14 protein-coding genes are annotated in these 16,093 nt (G+C 74.0%); 8 read left to right on the top strand and 6 right to left on the bottom strand.

Annotated elements, in window-relative coordinates; translation table 11 throughout:
* Positions 1 to 58 precede the first annotated feature (58 nt).
* On the top strand, positions 59 to 721 hold the full coding sequence (gene phoU / locus AB0881_RS16185) for a phosphate signaling complex protein PhoU (protein WP_366617685.1): 663 nt from the start codon (positions 59 to 61) through the stop codon (positions 719 to 721).
* Between the two features lie 140 nt (positions 722 to 861).
* On the opposite strand, the gene AB0881_RS16190 is transcribed toward phoU, so the two are convergent.
* From AB0881_RS16190 to mshA, 3 genes are all read right to left on the bottom strand, one after another.
* On the bottom strand, positions 862 to 1,674 hold the full coding sequence (locus tag AB0881_RS16190) for a phosphoglyceromutase (protein ID WP_366617686.1): 813 nt from the start codon (positions 1,672 to 1,674) through the stop codon (positions 862 to 864).
* A gap of 20 nt (positions 1,675 to 1,694) precedes the next feature.
* Positions 1,695 to 2,192 (bottom strand): YbjN domain-containing protein, encoded by a 498-nt coding sequence (locus AB0881_RS16195; protein WP_366617687.1) that lies wholly within the window; start codon positions 2,190 to 2,192, stop codon positions 1,695 to 1,697.
* 121 nt (positions 2,193 to 2,313) lie between these two features.
* Positions 2,314 to 3,606 (bottom strand): D-inositol-3-phosphate glycosyltransferase, encoded by a 1,293-nt coding sequence (gene mshA, locus AB0881_RS16200; protein WP_366617688.1) that lies wholly within the window; start codon positions 3,604 to 3,606, stop codon positions 2,314 to 2,316.
* Positions 3,607 to 3,771: 165 nt separating this feature from the next.
* Here mshA and AB0881_RS16205 point away from each other — a divergent pair, with 165 nt between their 5' ends.
* Both AB0881_RS16205 and AB0881_RS16210 read left to right on the top strand, forming a co-directional pair.
* Positions 3,772 to 4,536, top strand: coding sequence for an SDR family NAD(P)-dependent oxidoreductase (locus tag AB0881_RS16205; RefSeq protein WP_366617689.1), 765 nt, complete (start codon positions 3,772 to 3,774; stop codon positions 4,534 to 4,536).
* A 66-nt stretch (positions 4,537 to 4,602) separates the two neighbouring features.
* Entirely contained in the window at positions 4,603 to 7,266 is a 2,664-nt protein-coding gene (locus AB0881_RS16210) for a PEP/pyruvate-binding domain-containing protein (protein WP_366617690.1), read from the top strand.
* On the opposite strand, the gene AB0881_RS16215 is transcribed toward AB0881_RS16210, so the two are convergent.
* Positions 7,214 to 8,008, bottom strand: a complete 795-nt coding sequence (locus AB0881_RS16215) for a class I SAM-dependent methyltransferase (RefSeq protein WP_366617691.1) — start codon at positions 8,006 to 8,008, stop codon at positions 7,214 to 7,216. The genes AB0881_RS16210 and AB0881_RS16215 overlap by 53 nt on opposite strands.
* 162 nt (positions 8,009 to 8,170) lie before the next feature.
* On the opposite strand from AB0881_RS16215, the gene AB0881_RS16220 reads away from it, so the two are divergent.
* From AB0881_RS16220 to AB0881_RS16240, 5 genes are all read left to right on the top strand, one after another.
* The gene (locus AB0881_RS16220) at positions 8,171 to 9,928 is read left to right on the top strand and encodes an alkaline phosphatase D family protein (RefSeq protein WP_366617692.1); all 1,758 of its coding nucleotides are present in this window, start codon (positions 8,171 to 8,173) and stop codon (positions 9,926 to 9,928) included.
* A gap of 84 nt (positions 9,929 to 10,012) precedes the next feature.
* A complete protein-coding gene (locus tag AB0881_RS16225) occupies positions 10,013 to 11,794 on the top strand; it encodes a serine/threonine-protein kinase (RefSeq protein WP_366617693.1) in 1,782 nt (593 codons plus the stop codon).
* Between the two features lie 75 nt (positions 11,795 to 11,869).
* Positions 11,870 to 13,486: an AMP-binding protein gene (locus tag AB0881_RS16230; RefSeq protein WP_366617694.1), complete on the top strand. Its 1,617-nt coding sequence runs from the start codon at positions 11,870 to 11,872 to the stop codon at positions 13,484 to 13,486.
* A 19-nt stretch (positions 13,487 to 13,505) separates the two neighbouring features.
* The gene (locus tag AB0881_RS16235) at positions 13,506 to 14,324 is read left to right on the top strand and encodes a TIGR03084 family metal-binding protein (RefSeq protein WP_366617695.1); all 819 of its coding nucleotides are present in this window, start codon (positions 13,506 to 13,508) and stop codon (positions 14,322 to 14,324) included.
* 55 nt (positions 14,325 to 14,379) lie between these two features.
* Positions 14,380 to 14,871 carry a universal stress protein gene (locus AB0881_RS16240; RefSeq protein ID WP_366617696.1) on the top strand — a complete coding sequence of 164 codons (492 nt, stop codon included), beginning with the start codon at positions 14,380 to 14,382 and terminating at the stop codon, positions 14,869 to 14,871.
* 4 nt (positions 14,872 to 14,875) lie between these two features.
* Here AB0881_RS16240 and AB0881_RS16245 read toward each other — a convergent pair whose 3' ends face one another.
* Both AB0881_RS16245 and AB0881_RS16250 read right to left on the bottom strand, forming a co-directional pair.
* Positions 14,876 to 15,397, bottom strand: coding sequence for an O-acetyl-ADP-ribose deacetylase (locus AB0881_RS16245; protein WP_366617697.1), 522 nt, complete (start codon positions 15,395 to 15,397; stop codon positions 14,876 to 14,878).
* Positions 15,398 to 15,415: 18 nt separating this feature from the next.
* Positions 15,416 to 16,045, bottom strand: coding sequence for a PepSY domain-containing protein (locus AB0881_RS16250; protein WP_366617698.1), 630 nt, complete (start codon positions 16,043 to 16,045; stop codon positions 15,416 to 15,418).
* Positions 16,046 to 16,093 lie beyond the last annotated feature (48 nt).

The following is a 16,093-nucleotide window of genomic DNA, read 5'->3' on the forward strand; positions in this document are numbered from 1 at the left end:
GCCGTCATGCCCGCCTGCCACACCCGTCTGCCAAGACGACGACCCCTGGGGATCCGAATTGCGTGACGCTTACCACGAGGAGCTCGACGCCCTCTCCGACGACCTTGTGGAGATGACGCGGCTGGTCAGGTCCGCGATGGCGCGCGCGGTGACCGCACTCCTGGACGCCGACCTGCGGCTGTCGGAAGAGGTCATCAGCGCCGACGAGAACGTCAACAAGATCGACGCGCGGATCGAGCAGACCGTGTTCGACCTGATGGCGCGGCAGCAGCCGGTGGCCGGCGACCTGCGCACCCTGATCACCTCGCTGCGGATGAGCGGCGACCTGGAGCGGATGGGCGACCTGGCGGTGCACATCGCCAAGACCGCGCGGCGCCGGCACCCCGAGTCGGCCGTGCCGCCGGAGCTGCAGGCCACGGTGCTGGAGATGGGCCAGATCGCGGAACGCATGATCGCCAAGACCGGCAGCGTGATCGCGTCCCAGGACGTCGAGATGGGCCTGGAGCTGGACGCCGACGACGACGCGATGGACCGGCTGCACCGCAAGCTGTTCGACATCCTGCTGTCGCCGAAGTGGAAGCACGGCGTCGAGCCGGCGGTGGACATCACGCTGGCCGGGCGCTACTTCGAGCGCTTCGCCGACCACGCGGTGCACGTGGCCGAGGACGTGGTCTACCTGGTGACCGGGCAGCGGCCGGAGGAGATCGTCGACCTCTCCTAGTCGGCTCCAGGCCGGCTTCCGGTCGGCTTCAGGCCGGTCCCCGGCGGCGCGGAAGCGCTGCTGTACGCTCGGTCAACGCAAACACCTGCAGGCACGGAGCGGTCTTTCGCAGGAGCCGCTCCGTGCCTCAGGCAGGTGCGCTACTTCTTGCGGCGGCCCCGAGCGGGCTTGTCCCCGCCCTTGCCGTCCTTGCCCTTCGCCGGGGCCGCACCGCCGCCCTGGTTCTTGACGGCCTCGATCGCGGCCTTGGCGGCGGCCGGGTCGAGGTACTCGCCGCCGCGCTTGAGCGGGGCGAAGTCGTCGTCCAGCTCGTACACCAGCGGGATCCCGGTGGGGATGTTGAGCCCGACGATGTCCTCGTCGGAGACGTCGTCCAGGTGCTTGACCATGGCGCGCAGCGAGTTGCCGTGCGCGGCGACCAGCACGGTACGGCCGGCGGCCAGGTCGGGGACGACCGAGTCGTACCAGTACGGCAGCATCCGGTCGATCACGTCGGCCAGGCACTCGGTGCGCGGGATCAGCTCGGACGGCAGGCTCGCGTAGCGCAGGTCGTTGACCTGGGACAGCGGGTCGTCGTCCTTGATCGGCGGGGGCGGGGTGTCGTACGAGCGGCGCCACGTCATGAACTGCTCTTCGCCGTACTTCTCGCGCGTCTGGGCCTTGTTCTTGCCCTGGAGGGCGCCGTAGTGGCGCTCGTTGAGCCGCCAGGAGCGGCGCACCGGGATCCACAGCAGGTCGGCCACGTCCAGCGCGATGTTGGCGGTGCGGATGGCCCGCTTCAGCAGCGAGGTGTGCACGACGTCGGGGGTGATGTCGGCGTCCAGCAGCAGATCGCCGCCGCGCGTCGCCTCGCCCTCGCCCTTCGTCGACAGGTCGACGTCGACCCAGCCGGTGAACAGCCCTTCGGCGTTCCACACACTTTCGCCATGCCGCAGCAGTACCAAGGTCGCCATGCCGCAGAGCTTATCGGGCGTCAGCTTTCGGAACGATTCGCCGGGTCGGCGAAGGACGCGAACGCCTGGAGGTTGGCCAGGCTCTCGCCCCGCTTGACCCGCCAGTCCCACTCGCGCTGGATGGACGACTTGAAGCCGCGCTCCAGGGCCTTGTCGAAGTTCTCGTCGGAGTAGGTGAGGACGCAGCCGAGCAGCCGGTCGATCTCCGCCGGGCTGATCGACTCCAGCGGGACCCGGCCGACCAGGTAGACGTCGCCGACGTCGTCGAGCGCGAAGGACACCCCGTACATCCGGCCGTTGCGCTCCAGCAGGAAGCGGTAGAACTCGGCGTGGTTCTCGTCCGGGCGGCGGCAGAAGAACGCCTCGACGTGCAGGCTGTGGTCGCCGACGATCAGCCAGGTCATGGTGGCGAGCTTGTGCTGGCCGGGCAGCTTGACGAAGAACGCCCCGGGCCGCGGCTGCTCGTACTCCAACTCGGCACCCTTGAGCGTCTCCTCGATCACGCCTGCCGGACTCATGCTGTATCCCCCGCTCGCCTCCGGGGCGCCTTCAGGCACCGCCTTCCCTCCTCACTCGTACCTCGCTCGTCAGTCCAGGCGGCGCCGCGCCCCTGCGGCTCGCTCATGCGGTGTCCCCCGCTCATGCGGTCACCTCTGCGGGAATCGGGGCCAGGGTGGACTGGGCACCGGTATACACCTCCAGGAGGCGGTCCACGGTGGCGTCCCAGCCGAAGCCGGTGGCGTGTCGGACGGCGCGGCCGGCGAGCCGGTCGCGGAGGCCGGGCGCGGCGTCCAGCCGGCGCAGCACGGCGGCGTAGTCGGCCGGGTCGTGCCCGTCGATGAGGATGCCGGACTCGCCGTCCTTCACGGCCGTGCACAGCCCGCCGACGGCGGCCGCGACGACGGGGGTGCCGCAGGCCTGCGACTCCACGGCGACCAGCCCGAACGACTCGCTGTGCGAGGGGACGACGGTGACGTCGGCGGCGCGGTACCAGTCGGCCAGCTCGCCCTGGGGGGCGGGCGGCTCGAACCGTACGACGTCGCTGATGCCCAGCTCGGCGGCCAGCGACTGGAGCCCCTCAGGGCGGCAGCGTGCGCTGCCGCTGGGGCCGCCGACGACGGCGACGACGAGCCGGCGGCGCAGCGCGGGGTCGTCGGCCAGCATCCGGGCGGCGGCGCGCAGCAGCACGTCGGGGGCCTTGAGCGGCTGGATGCGGCCGACGAAGAGCAGCACGTACGCGTCGCGCGGCAGGCGGAGGCGGTCGCGGGCCGTACCGGTGGCGGCGGACGCCGGCCCGGGTTCGGGCCGGAAGAGGTCGAGATCGACGCCGGGGTACACGGTCGCGACACGGGACGGGTCGGCGCCGTAGAGGTCGATCAGCTCCCGGTACTCCTTGGCGGTGTTGGCCACGAGCTGGTCGGACGAGGCGACGACCTGCTCCTCGCCGACGACGCGCTCGTGCGGCTCGGGGGTGTCCCCGTCGGCGAGGGCGGCGTTCTTGACCTTGGCCATGGTGTGCATGGAGTGCACCAGCGGCACGCCCCAGCGCTGCTTGGCGGCCCAGCCGGCCTGCCCGGACAGCCAGTAGTGGGTGTGGATGACGTCGTAGTGGCCGGGGTCGTAGGACGCCTCGGCGCGCAGCACGCCCGAGGTGAAGCCGCACATGTGGCGGGGCAGCGCCGTCTTCTCCAGCTCCTCGAACGGCCCGGACACGATGTTACGGACCAGGACGCCCGGGGCGAGCTCGGTGACGGGCGGCAGCGCCCGCGAGGTGGCCCTGGTGAAGATGTCGACCTCGATGCCGCGTTCCGCCAATCGCCTGGCCACCTCGACGATGTAGACGTTCATCCCGCCCGCGTCGCCGGTTCCCGGCTGGTCCAGGGGGGACGTGTGAACGCTGATCGTCGCGACCCGGTTGATACGACGCGGCACCGGACACCACCTCCGCTGGTGCAACCTATCCATTGCTCTCGGTGTTCCCCCTTTACGGGTATGTACCGGGCATTTACCTTCCCGTGCCCCGGGAGCCGGCCGTGCACCGGCCCCCGGTGAGCGAGATCACCGCGGTCCGGCCGCGCGTCCTGGGAGACTTCTCCCATGCGTAAGACGGCCGTAGTTACAGGAGCCAGCAGCGGGATCGGGGCGGCGACGGCCCGGCGGCTGGCCGCCGAGGGGTTCAACGTCGTCCTGGCCGCCCGGCGGCGGGACCGGCTGGAGGCCCTCGCCAAGGAGATCGCCGAGGAGGTCCCGGGCGCCGGCAGGATCGCCGCGCTGACCCTGGACGTGACGGACCAGGCGTCGGTGGACGCGCTGGCGGCGGCGGTGCCCGGCTGCAACGTGCTGGTCAACAACGCCGGCGGCGCGCTCGGCCTGGAGCCGGTGGCCGCCGCGGACCCGGCCGACTGGCAGGCGATGTACGACAGCAACGTGCTGGGCCTGCTGCGGGTGACCAAGGCGCTGCTGCCCAAGATGATCGAGAGCGGCGACGGGCACATCGTCAACATCACCTCGCTGGCCGGGCACGTCCCGTACGAGGGCGGCGCCGGCTACAACGCCGCCAAGCACGCCGCGTACGCGGTGAACGAGGTCATGCGGCTGGAGCTGGTGGCCGAGCCGGTCCGGATCACCGAGATCGCGCCGGGGCTGGTGAAGACCGAGGAGTTCTCGCTGGTGCGGTTCCGCGGCGACGAGGAGAAGGCCGCCAAGCCGTACGAGGGCGTGCCGGAGCCGCTGGTGGCCGAGGACGTCGCCGACTGCGTGGCCTGGGCGGTCACCCGTCCCGCGCACGTCAACATCGACCGCATCGACGTCCAGCCGCGGGTGCAGGCCGCGCCCCACAAGCTGCACCGCACGGCGGGGTAGGCCGCACGGATCATCGCTCCGTTCCCGGGTATGCGACCTGGGAGGACACGGGGGACGGAGCACGAGATGACCCAGCGGACCTTCGTACTGCCGCTCGACGACGCGGCGGCCGAGCCGCCGGTGGTGGGCGCCAAGGGCGCGGCGCTGGCGCGCCTGGGAGCGGCGGGGCTGCCGGTCCCGGCGGGCTTCCACGTGACGGCGGAGGCGTACCGGGACTTCGTGGAGCGGGCGGGGCTGCGCGGAGCGATCCTGTCGCTGACGGCCCGGGTGGATCCCGACCTGCCGGTGACGGCGGAGGCGGCGGCGCGGCGGATCGCGGAGCTGTTCGAGCGGGAGGACCTCCCGACGGAGATCGCCGGGCCGGTGCGCTGGTCGTACGCCGGGCTGGGCGACCGCGACCATCCGGTGGCGGTGCGGCCCTCACCGGTGGCCGGGGAGCCGCCGGGGACGGCCGGCCCGCCGTTCGCGGGGCGGCACGACACCGCGCTGGGCGTGCGCGGGGAGGCGGCGCTGCTGGCGGCGATACGGCGCTGCTGGGCGTCGCTGTGGAGCGCGCGGGCGATCGAGTACCGGGTCCGCAACGGCGTCGACCAGGGCGAGGTGGCGCTGGGCGTGGTCGTGCAGACGATGGTGCCGGCCGACGCGGCCGGGACGATGTCGACCGCCGCGCCGGTCAGCGGCGGTCCGGGCCGGATCCTGCTGAACGCGACGTGGGGGCTCGGCGAGCCGGTCGCGGCGGGCCGGGTCACGCCGGACACGATGGTCGTGGAGAAGGGCACCGGCCGGGTGGTGGGGCGCCGCGTGGCCGACAAGCCGGTCATGACGGTCGCCTCCGACGATCCCCGCGACCACGGCACCCGGGAGCTGGACGTGCCGCGGCGGTGGCGCGAGGTGCCCGTGCTGGACGACGACCAGGCGGCGGAGCTGGGCCGGCTGGGCGAGCGGATCGAGGCCCTGTGCGGGCTGCCGATGGACATCGAGTGGGCGCTGCACGAGGGGAGCCCGTACATCCTCCAGGCGTGCCCGGCCGTGGAGAGCGCCGAACAGGAGGGCTCAGAGGACGCTGAGGGCACGGAGGGCGCTGCGGGCGCGGGCGCGGACGGCCGTATAGAGGTCTGGAACGACACCCTCGACGTCGATCACCTGTGGACGCGGGGCGGCCTGGGCGAGGCCGTCCCGGACGTGATGACGCCCTGCACGTGGTCGCTCGTCCAGCTGTTCGCGCGCGCGTCGCGGTCGGCGTCGGCGCTGCCGGGGCAGCGCGCGTACGGCAACATCGGCGGCCACTTCTACACCGACCTCAGCCTGATCGCGGCGCTCGGCGCGGGCGAGGAGGCGATCGAGGAGGAGTACGGCCGGCTCCCGGCGGGCGTGCGGATCCCGCGGGCCTCGCTCGGCGCGGCCGGGACCGTCCGGAAGATGCTGCCGGAGCCGGCGCGGGCGTCCCGCCTGGCGCGGGGCGGCCGCGTCCGGCCGGCGGACTTCCTGGCGGCGGCGCCGGCCCGCTGCGAGGCGCTGCGCCAGCGGATCCTGGAGGAGAACGACGCGGACGGGCTGCTGCACCTGTGGGGGCACGACCTGCTGCCGTTCTTCCTGGACGCCTGCCACGTCCTGGAGTCGGCCGGGCGGGAGGGCGAGACGTCGTTCGCCGCGCTCCGCACCGACCTGGAACGGCTCGCCGGCGGCCCCGACGCGAACGCGATGATGACCGGGCTGAGCAGGCCGGGCACGCCCGCGCTGGCGGTGCTCGGGCCGGTGGTGGGCCTGTCGAGGGTGGCGCGCGGGGAGCTGTCGCTGGACGGCTACCTGCGGCAGTGGGGGCATCGCGGGCCGCACGAGTTCGAGATCGCGGTGCCGCGCCCGGCCGAGGACCCGGCCTGGATCGAGGAGCAGCTGCCCGCGCCGGGCTCCGGCTGGGACGCGGTCGAGCTGATGGCGGCGCAGCGCGAGGTGAGCCGCGCGGCGTGGAAGCGGTTCCGCCGCTACCACCCGCACCGGGTGGCGTGGGCGCGGCGGCGGATCGGCCGGTGGGCGCAGGCGGTGCACGACCAGGAGTCGGCGCGCTCGGAGGTCATGCGGATCTTCGGGGCGCTGCGCGCGTTCGTGGTGCGGGCCGGGGAGCTGACCGGGCGCGGCGACGACCTCTTCTACCTGACGATCGACGAGGTCCTCGCGCTGCTGGACGGCGACGCCCGCCCCCTGGGCAAGGTCCTGGCGCGGCGCCGCACGTACGAGCGCTACCGGGCGCTGGCGCCGTACCCGGCGGTGATCCGCGGCCGGTTCGACCCGGTGACGTGGGCCGGGGGCCGCGGCCGCCGGATGGACTACCACGACGCCGAGGAGCCGCTGGCCGGGCTCAGCGAGGAGCCGCTGAACGGCACCGGCGCGACCGCCGGGATCGTGGAGGGGACGGTGCGGGTCGTGGAGCGGCCCGAGCAGGCCTGGACGCTGGCCGCCGGCGAGATCCTGGTGGCGCCCGCGGCCGGCGTCGGCTGGACGCCGCTGTTCCCGCGCGCCGCCGCGCTGGTGACCGATGTCGGCGCGCCGCTGTCGCCGGGCGTGATCGTGGCCCGCGAGCTGGGCCTGCCGGCGGTCGTGGGCTGCGGGAACGCCACCACGCGGCTGCGCACCGGGGACCGGATCCGGGTGGACGGCGGGCGCGGCGAGGTGGAGCTGCTCAGCCCGGCGGCGGAGGGCTCGCGGGAGCCACAGCTGACCACGGAAGGGTGACCTCGCCGAGCCGCCACCGGGCCCGTCCCCCGTACGGCGGCCGCGTGATCACCGGCTGGGTGCGGGACAGCAGCGCGACCGCCTCGATCCAGCGCGCCCGGGGCCCGAACACCGACTGCGGCGCCGCGGTCGCCCAGCAGCGGTCGAAGTCGGCGAGCAGCGCGTGCACCCGCTCGCCGGGGACGTTGCGGTGGATGAGCGTCTTCGGGAGCCGTTCGGCCAGGTCGGAGGGCTTGCCGAGGGACGCGAGCCGGGCCGCGAACGTGATCGTCCGCGGTGCGCCGTCCCGCAGCGCGACCCAGACGGCGCGGCGGCCGATCTCGTCGCAGGTGCCCTCGACCAGGACACCGCCGGGGGCGAGCCGCCCGCACAGGCCGTCCCACGCCCGCCACGCGGCGGCCTCGTCGTACTGGCGCAGCACGTTGAACGCCCGCACCAGCACCGGCGGCCGGTCCACCGGCAGCTCGAAGCCGCCGCGCCGGAACGACAGCCCCTCGTGCCCGGCCATGAGCGCCTGCCCGGCGGCGACGCGGTCCGGCTCGATCTCGATGCCGACGACCTCCAGGCGCGGCGCGACCGCGCGCAGCCGCGTGTAGAACTCGACCGTCGTCACCGGGGACGCCCCGTACCCGAGGTCGACCGCCAGCGGCCTGGCCCGCGAGCGCAGCGGGCCCGCCTGCGTGGCGGCGATCCAGCGGTCCACCCTGCGGAGCCGGTTGGGGGCGGTCGTGCCCCGGGTCACCTCTCCCTGGGGCTTCTGCGTTCGGACCACTCCCCGATTGTCCCGTGGTTGCCGCTTCCGGTCATCGTCGAGGGGCGGACACCTGTTGCTAACCGGCTGATCGTCCTTCACCGTCAGGGTTGCGCCGGACATGATCCCCCCGCCACTCCCCCGGAGGTCGCCGTGCCGCAGGTGTCCCGCCGCTCGTTCCTCGGCCTGTCGTTCGCCGCCGCCGCGACGTGGTCGGTCGGCGAGGCGGTGCCGGCCTCGGCCGGGACGCCGCGCGAGGTCGCCCGGCTGTTCGAGCTGCGCGGCGCGCGGACGGCGCCCCAGGTCTTCCCGCAGAGCGTGGCGTCCGGCGACCCGTCGCCCGACGGGGCGGTGCTGTGGACGCGGGTCGCGCCGGACGCGGCGGCCGCGTCCGGCGGGCGCGTCGCGTACGAGATCGCGGCGGACGCGTCGTTCGGGACCCCGCTGGTGCGCGGCGTGACGACCGCCGCGGCCGGGCGCGACCACACCGTGAAGGTGCGGGTCGCGGCGCGGGCGCTGAAGCCGTGGACGACGTACCACTACCGCTTCATCGTCGACGGCACGGCCAGCCGCACGGGCCGCTTCCGCACGCTGCCCGCGCCGGGCGCCGCACTGTCGGGGCTGCGGTTCGGCTACATCTCGTGCCAGGACTACACCAACGGCCACTACACGGCGCTGCGGCACCTGGCGGACGAGGACCTCGACTTCGTCGTCCACCTCGGCGACTACATCTACGAGACGACGGCCGACTCCGGCTTCCAGGGCGCGCAGGTCCGCGAGATCACGCTGCCGGGCGGCGCCACCCGCGCCGAGACGCTGGAGCACTACCGGGCGCTCTACAAGACGTACCGCACCGACCCGGACCTGCAGCGGCTGCACGAGCGGTTCGCGATGATCCAGATCTGGGACGACCACGAGTTCGCGAACGACTCGTACGGCGCGTACGACACCGACTCCGACGACGAGGCCGCCAACCACGCGCCCGACCGCAAGCTGGCCTCCGTGCGGGCCTGGTCGGAGTACTCGACGGCCGGTGCCCGGTTCGACCCGTCCGGCGGCCCGACCGGCGCGATCACCATCTACCGGACGCTGAACTTCGGCGGCCTGATGGACCTGGTGCTGACCGACGAGCGCACCTACCGCAGCAGGCCCCCGTGCGGCCTCGGCCTGCTCGACAAGTACGCCACCGGCGGCTGCCCCGAGCGGCTGAGCCCGTCCCGGACGATGCTCGGCGCGCGGCAGCGCGAGTGGTTCACCGACCAGGTCACCTCCTCCACCGCCACCTGGAAGGTCTGGGGGAACGAGGTGATGCTGATGCAGTTCAAGCTGCTGGACATCTACCTCGGCAGCCTGTTCCCGCAGATGGACGCCGCCAGGAAGCGGGCCGCCTCGGACGGGCGCTTCTCCGTCTTCATGAACCTCGACCAGTGGGACGGCTTCCCCGCCGAGCGGACCCGGCTGCTGAGCGCGTTCCGGGACGTGGACAACCTCGTCACGATCACCGGCGACCTGCACTCGTTCGGCGCCGGATACCTGCGGCCCGACTTCGACGACCCGTCCCAGGACCCGGTCGGGGTGGCGCTGCTGGGGGGCTCGGTGACCTCGTCCAACTTCGTCGAGATGGCGACGCTCGGGCAGGGCGGGCTGATCGTTCCGCCGGAGACCGAGCTGACGTGGGCGCTGCGCGGCAGCAACCCGCACCTGGCCTACTTCAACTCGGCGGCGCACGGCTACGTGGTCATGGACGTCGCGCCGTCCGGGATCACGGCGACGATGAAGGCGGTCCGCTCGATCCGCACGCCGGAGACGCCGGAACTGCTCACGCTGCGCACGTTCCGGATCGGCGAGGGCCGCCCGAGCCTGTCCACGGTCGACCGCGGGACGCGGAGGCTGCACAACGCCGGGCGTTGAATTCTTCACTGTCCTTCCGCCCCGCGCTGTGAAAAGGTTCGACCTTGATCATGGATGTGGCGCGGGCGCGGGAGGGCGTGCGGGGTGTCCACTGAGGAACTGAAGCCGCTCCGGCCGGGGGATCCCGAACGGGTCGGCGGGTACCGGCTGCTGGCGCGGCTGGGCGCGGGCGGGATGGGCCGGGTCTACCTGGGCCGTTCCAAGGGCGGGCGGCCGGTCGCGGTCAAGGTGATCCATCCGCATCTCGCCGAGGACCCGCGGTTCGCGCGGCGGTTCGAGAAGGAGGTCGCGGCGGCGCGGCGCGTCGGCGGCTTCCACACCGCCCAGGTCGTGGACGCCGACACCGCCGCCGATCCGCCGTGGCTCGTGACGGAGTACATCGCCGGGCCCTCGCTGCAGCAGGCCGTCGACGCGCACGGCGCGCTGCCCGAACGGCCGGTGGCCGCGCTCGGCGCGGGCCTGGCCGAGGGGCTCGCGGCGATCCACGAGCGCGGCGTCGTCCACCGCGACCTCAAGCCCGGCAACGTGCTGCTCGCGCAGGACGGGCCGCGCATCATCGACTTCGGTATCGCCCGCGCGCTGGACGGCACCTCGCAGACCACCCGTACCGCCGTGGCGGGCACGCCCGGGTTCATGTCGCCCGAGCAGTTCCGGGGCCGCGAGGTCGGCCCGGCCGCCGACGTGTTCTGCCTGGCCGCCGTGCTGGCCTACGCCGTCACCGGCCGCGGCCCGTTCGGCGAGGGGCCGATGGACGCGCTCGGCTACCGCGTCGTCAACGAGGAGCCGGACCTGACCGGCGTACCGGCGTCGCTGCTCCCGCTGGTCGCGGCGGGCCTGGCGAAGGACCCGGGCGAGCGGCCCGGCGTCGGCGAGTTCCTCGACCGCTGCTCCGCGCTGGCCGAGGCCGGCGGGGCCGAGGAGCCGAAGCTGCCGCCGGACGTGGACACGATGATCAAGACCCGGGTGCTGGAGACCGAGGCGTACACCGCCGCGGCGAAGACCACCCGGGAGAAGCCTCCCAAGCCGAAGCCCCCGAAACCTCCAAAGCCTCCGAAGTCCTCGAAGCCACCGGGGTCCTCGAAACCACCGGGGTCCTCGAAATCCTCGGGACCCCCGAAATCCTCGAAGCCGAAGGCGAAGAAGGCGCCCCCGCCGCCCCCGCCCAGGCCGCCCGCCGCCGCACCGGCGGACCCGTACTCGAAGGTCGGCGCGGCCGCGGTGGTCGGCGTCCTGCTGCTCCTCGCCGCGATCTGGTTCATGAACGAGCGGGACCAGGCGAACACGTCCGGCTCCGTCAGCCCCCGCACGGCCTCGTCCCGGACGTCCGGGACTAGCGACGGGGACGGCGACGGCGATTCGGGCAGCCGCCTCACGCGGCGGACGCCGACGCCGGACCCCACGCGCGAGGCGTTCGAGGACATCTCGGCGGGCGACTGCCTGAACGCCTACAAGGACCCGTACGACGCCACCGAATGGAGCAGGAGCCTGCCGAACGCGGTCGACTGCGACCGGTCGGACGCGTACCTGCGGGTCACCAGGGTCGGGGACTCGCTCAGCGACTGCGATTCCGAGCCCCTGGACGCGGAGTCGCGGTGGAGCCACATCGGCGGCGGGGAGAGGATCTACCTGTGCGTGGAGCGGCGGCTCCGCGTCGGGGAGTGCTTCCTGGCCATGAAGAGCGAGAACGAGGGCCGCATCTCCGTCAACAACCACGGCCTGATGACCTCGTGGGGGTGCGGCAAGAGCACCGTGCCGAGGAAGTTCGACTACATCATGCGGGTCACCGCGATCACGAGCGGCGACTGCCCGTCCGGCTCCCGCTCGTGGGACTTCCGCGGGGGCAACCTCTGCGCCCGGGTGGTCTGAACGACCCCACTGAACGAGATTCGGTCAGTGTTCGGTTACCTTGATCCTCAGGTGCCCCCACACCTGGAGGAGAGCATGCCCCAGCTCGACCTGGCGACCCTGCACGAGGCCGTCGCGGCGGCCGTTCCGGACCGCGAGTGCCTCATCTGGCGCGACCGCAGGCTCACCTGGCGGGACGTCACCGAGCGCACCCGCCGGCTGGCGCGCGTCCTGCACGAGCACGGCCTCGGCGTGCGGGGCGAGGCGGCCGAGCCGTGGCGGTCGCCGCACGACCACATGGCGCTCTACCTGCACAACTGCCCCGAGTACCTGGAGGGACTGCTCGGCGCGCACAAGGCGCGGGTGGCGCCGTTCAACGTCAACTACCGGTACGTGGACGACGAGCTGGCGCAGATCTTCGGCGACGCCCGGCCGCGCGCGATCCTCTTCCACGCGACGTTCGCCGAGACGATCGGGCGCGTCGCCGCCCGGCTCGACCCGGAACCGCTGCTGCTCCAGGTCGCGGACGACTCCGGCAACGGGCTGCTGCCCGGCGCGCTCGACTACGAGAAGGCGCTGGCCGCCGCCTCCCCCGAACCGCTGGACGGCGTCGTCCCCGACGCGGGCGATCTGCACATCCTCTACACCGGCGGCACGACCGGCCTGCCCAAGGGCGTGCTGTGGCGGATCGGCGACCTGATGCTCGGCCCGCTCGGCCTCCGCGACCGCGCGCACCGGCCGATCACCGATCTGGAGACGGCGGTCGCGCGGGCGGTGCGGTCGGACGCGCGGGTGCTGGTCGGCCCGCCGATGATGCACGGCGCGGGCACCTGGTCGGCGCTCGGCGGCTGGCTCGGCGGCGCCTGCGTGATCCTCCCGGCGCGCGGGGACGGGCTGGACGCCGACGATCTGCTGGCCACCGCCGCCCGCGAGCGCGCCACCCGGATGCCGCTGGTCGGGGACGCGTTCGCCCGCCCGCTCGCGGACGCCGTCGAGCGCGGCGAGTACGACCTGTCCGCGATGCGCTCGATGGTCAACTCGGCCGCGGCCATCGACCCCGGCGTCGCGGCCCGGCTGCTGGCCGGGATGCCGAACGCGCGCGGCATCGTGGACGTGCTCGGCTCCTCCGAGTCCGGGTTCTCGGTCACCCGGCGGGGGAACGGCACCGGCTCCTTCGTTCCGCAGCCCGACTCGGCCGTCCTCAGCGCGGACCGCACCCGGCGGCTGGAGCCGGGCGAGGACGAGATGGGCTGGCTGGCCAAGGGCGGCTCCATCCCGCTCGGCTACCTGAACGACCGGGAGCGGACGACCGCGACGTTCATCACCCTGGACGGCGTGCGGATGGTCGTTCCCGGCGACCGCGCCAGGCTGCTGGCGGACGGCACCGTCGAGGTGCACGGCCGCGAGTCGACCACCATCAACACCGGCGGCGAGAAGGTGTTCGCCGAGGAGGTCGAGGCCGTCCTGCGGGCGATCCCCGGGGTGACGGACGCGCTGGTCCTCGGCCGTCCCAGCGAGCGCTGGGGCACCGAGATCGTGGCGGTGCTGGGCCCGGCCGCGGCGCCGTCCGACGCCGAGCTGCGCACCGCGTGCGCCGGGCGGCTGGCCCGCTACAAGATCCCCAAGGCGTTCGTGCGCACCGACGGCTCGCTGCGGCTGCCCAACGGCAAGGCCGACTACGCCGCCGCCCGCGCGCTGGTCACCACCGCCTGATCTGGGGGATAGTGACCGGATGCCGGACTCCGCCCAGCCGCCCGCGCTGACCGCCGCCCTGCTCGCCGACCTGGCCGCCGAGGGCGACGCGCTCGACGCCCTCGTCGCCCCGCTCGCCGACTGGACCGTTCCGACGCCCGCCGCGGGCTGGACGGTCGCGCACCAGATCGCCCACCTCGCCTGGACCGACCGGCAGGCCGTCGTGGCCGCCACCGACCCGGACGCGTTCGGGCGGGTCCTCGCGCTGGCCCTGGAGAAGGGCGACCGGCTGGTGGACGAGGGCGCGGCGGAGGGCGCCCGGGAGGCGCCCGCCGACCTGCTGGAACGCTGGCGCGCGAGCCGCCGCGAGATGGTCGCGGCGCTGGCGGCGGTGCCCGCGGGCACCCGCCTTCCCTGGTTCGGCCCGCCGATGAGCGTGGCGTCGATGGCCACCGCCCGGCTGATGGAGACGTGGGCCCACGGCCAGGACGTCGCCGACGCGCTCGGCGCCGTCCGCGAGCCGACCGCCCGGCTCCGCCATGTCGCGCACATCGGCGTGCGGGCCCGCGACTTCGCGTACCGCAACCGCGGCCTGGAGCCGCCGAAGACCGAGTTCCGGGTCGTGCTCACCGGCCCGGCCGGCGAGGAGTGGGCGTGGGGACCCGAGGACGCGGAACAGTCGGTCTCCGGTCCCGCGCTGGACTTCTGCCTGCTGGCCACCCAGCGCCGCAACCGCGCCGACCTGGCCGTCGTCGCGGAGGGGCCGGACGCCGACCGCTGGCTGGACGTCGCCCAGGCGTTCGCCGGCCCCTCCGGCCCCGGCCGGGCCCCCGCCGGCCGACCGGCCGGGAGAGGTTGACCACTGTTTGCCGGGGTGGGCGTTCGGAACGGATCATCCCGGACATGCCAGGGGGATGACCTACCTCATCGCGTTCGACGGGTCCGACGACGCGCGGGCCGCCATCGCCTACACCGGCGCCCGGCTGCGGCCCGAGCCCACGGTCGTCCTCACGGTCTGGGAGCCGCTCCTCAGCCACCTGGCCTGGGCGCCGCTCTCCGCCGGCGGCCCCGTCCCGGCCCAGCAGCAGGACGAGCAGTGGGAGGAGGAGCGGCAGGCCGAGCGCGTCGCCAGGGAGGGCGCCGACCTCGCCACCGCCGCCGGGCTGCCCGAAGCGCGTCCCGTCGCGGGCCGCGGCACCGGCCCGGTCTGGGCCACGATCGTGGACCACGCCGCCGAACTCGACGCGAGCCTGATCGTGGTCGGCTCGCGCGGCCTGTCCCGGGTGAAGTCGGTCCTGCTCGGCAGCGTGTCCGACCGCGTCCTGCACCACGCCGGGCGGCCGACGCTGATCGTCCCGCCGGCGGACCGGACCTCCCGGCCCGGCCCGCCCGGCCAGGCGGATTAGGAGATCAGGCCGGTCCTGCCGAGGCCACGGCCCGCTCGAACGCCGCGTACACGTCCGCGGTGAAGAGCACGAAGCGCGCGTCGGCCACGTTCGTGGGCGTGGCCCGTACCGTCCCGACCGCGATCCGCGCCGCGTCGTCCACCGGCCACCCGTAGATCCCGGCCGACACCGCCGGGAACGCGACCGACACCGCCCCCAGCTCGTCGGCGACCCGCAGCGCCTCCCGGTAGCAGGACGCCAGCTGGCCGGACCGGTCCTCGGAGGCCGAGTAGACCGGCCCGACCGTGTGGATGACCCACCGCGCCGGCATCCGTCCCGCCGTCGTCGCGACCGCCTGCCCGGTCGGCAGCCCGCCGCCGTAGTGGGACGCGCGCAGCTTGCGGCACTCGTCCAGGATCTCGGGCCCGCCCGCCCGGTGGATCGCGCCGTCCACCCCTCCCCCGCCGAGGAGGGAGGAGTTGGCCGCGTTCACGACCGCGTCGACGCGCTGCCGCGTGATGTCACCCTGGACGAGGCTGATTCGCATGAAGCCGAGCCTAGGGCCTCAGTCGTCGTCGCCCTCGTCGTCGTCGCCGTCGCCGGCGCCGTCGTTCCGGTCGTCGCCGTCCTGGTCGTCGTTCTGGTCGTCGTCGGCGGCGTTGGCGGTGACCTTGCCGGTGGCGGTGTCGATCCTGAGCTCGCGCTCGGTGCCGTCGGCGCCGGTCAGCTCGACCTCCCAGGACTTGCCGTCGTCGTCGAGGTCGACCGAGGTGACGGTGCCCTTGGCGGTCTGGAGGGCGGTGCGGGCGGCCTGCACGGCGTCGATCTTGGCCGCGTTCAGGCGGCGGGCGTCGTCCCGGTCGTCGCCCTCGTTCCGGTCGTCGTCCTTCTCGTTGGTCGTCACGGTGCCGGTGTTGGCGTCCACGACCTCGTCGCGGAAGGTGTTGCCGGAGAGGATGTCGACGTCCCAGGCCCGCTTGCCGGCGGCGTCGTCGTCCAGCTCGATCGACTCGATCCGGCCGCCGGGGACGGCCTTGAGCGCGGCGGCGGCCGCCTGCTCGGCGGTGACCTTGACGTCGGTGACGCGGCGCTCGCCGCGCGCGCCGTCGCCGTCGTCCTCGGCGGCGAAGGCCGTGGCGGCGCCCCCGGCGGCCAGCACGCCCGCGGCCGCGACGGTGACAAGGATCTTCTTCATCGTTTCCTCCCGTGGTGCGGCGGTGTCTCGGTGTCTCCCGCCGACGGA

It is taken from the genome of Spirillospora sp. NPDC029432 (assembly GCF_040703975.1).
Classification (GTDB): Bacteria; Actinomycetota; Actinomycetes; order Streptosporangiales; family Streptosporangiaceae; genus Spirillospora.

What these genes read in the sequence shown, in the direction of transcription:
- AB0881_RS16190 (WP_366617686.1), bottom strand. Translation starts at nt 1,674, where the DNA reads ATGGCGACCTTGGTACTGCTGCGGCATGGCGAAAGTGTGTGGAACGCC.
- AB0881_RS16195 (WP_366617687.1), bottom strand. Translation starts at nt 2,192, where the DNA reads ATGAGTCCGGCAGGCGTGATCGAGGAGACGCTCAAGGGTGCCGAGTTG.
- AB0881_RS16205 (WP_366617689.1), top strand. Translation starts at nt 3,772, where the DNA reads ATGCGTAAGACGGCCGTAGTTACAGGAGCCAGCAGCGGGATCGGGGCG.
- AB0881_RS16210 (WP_366617690.1), top strand. Translation starts at nt 4,603, where the DNA reads ATGACCCAGCGGACCTTCGTACTGCCGCTCGACGACGCGGCGGCCGAG.
- AB0881_RS16230 (WP_366617694.1), top strand. Translation starts at nt 11,870, where the DNA reads ATGCCCCAGCTCGACCTGGCGACCCTGCACGAGGCCGTCGCGGCGGCC.
- AB0881_RS16235 (WP_366617695.1), top strand. Translation starts at nt 13,506, where the DNA reads ATGCCGGACTCCGCCCAGCCGCCCGCGCTGACCGCCGCCCTGCTCGCC.
- AB0881_RS16240 (WP_366617696.1), top strand. Translation starts at nt 14,380, where the DNA reads ATGACCTACCTCATCGCGTTCGACGGGTCCGACGACGCGCGGGCCGCC.
- AB0881_RS16245 (WP_366617697.1), bottom strand. Translation starts at nt 15,397, where the DNA reads ATGCGAATCAGCCTCGTCCAGGGTGACATCACGCGGCAGCGCGTCGAC.
- AB0881_RS16250 (WP_366617698.1), bottom strand. Translation starts at nt 16,045, where the DNA reads ATGAAGAAGATCCTTGTCACCGTCGCGGCCGCGGGCGTGCTGGCCGCC.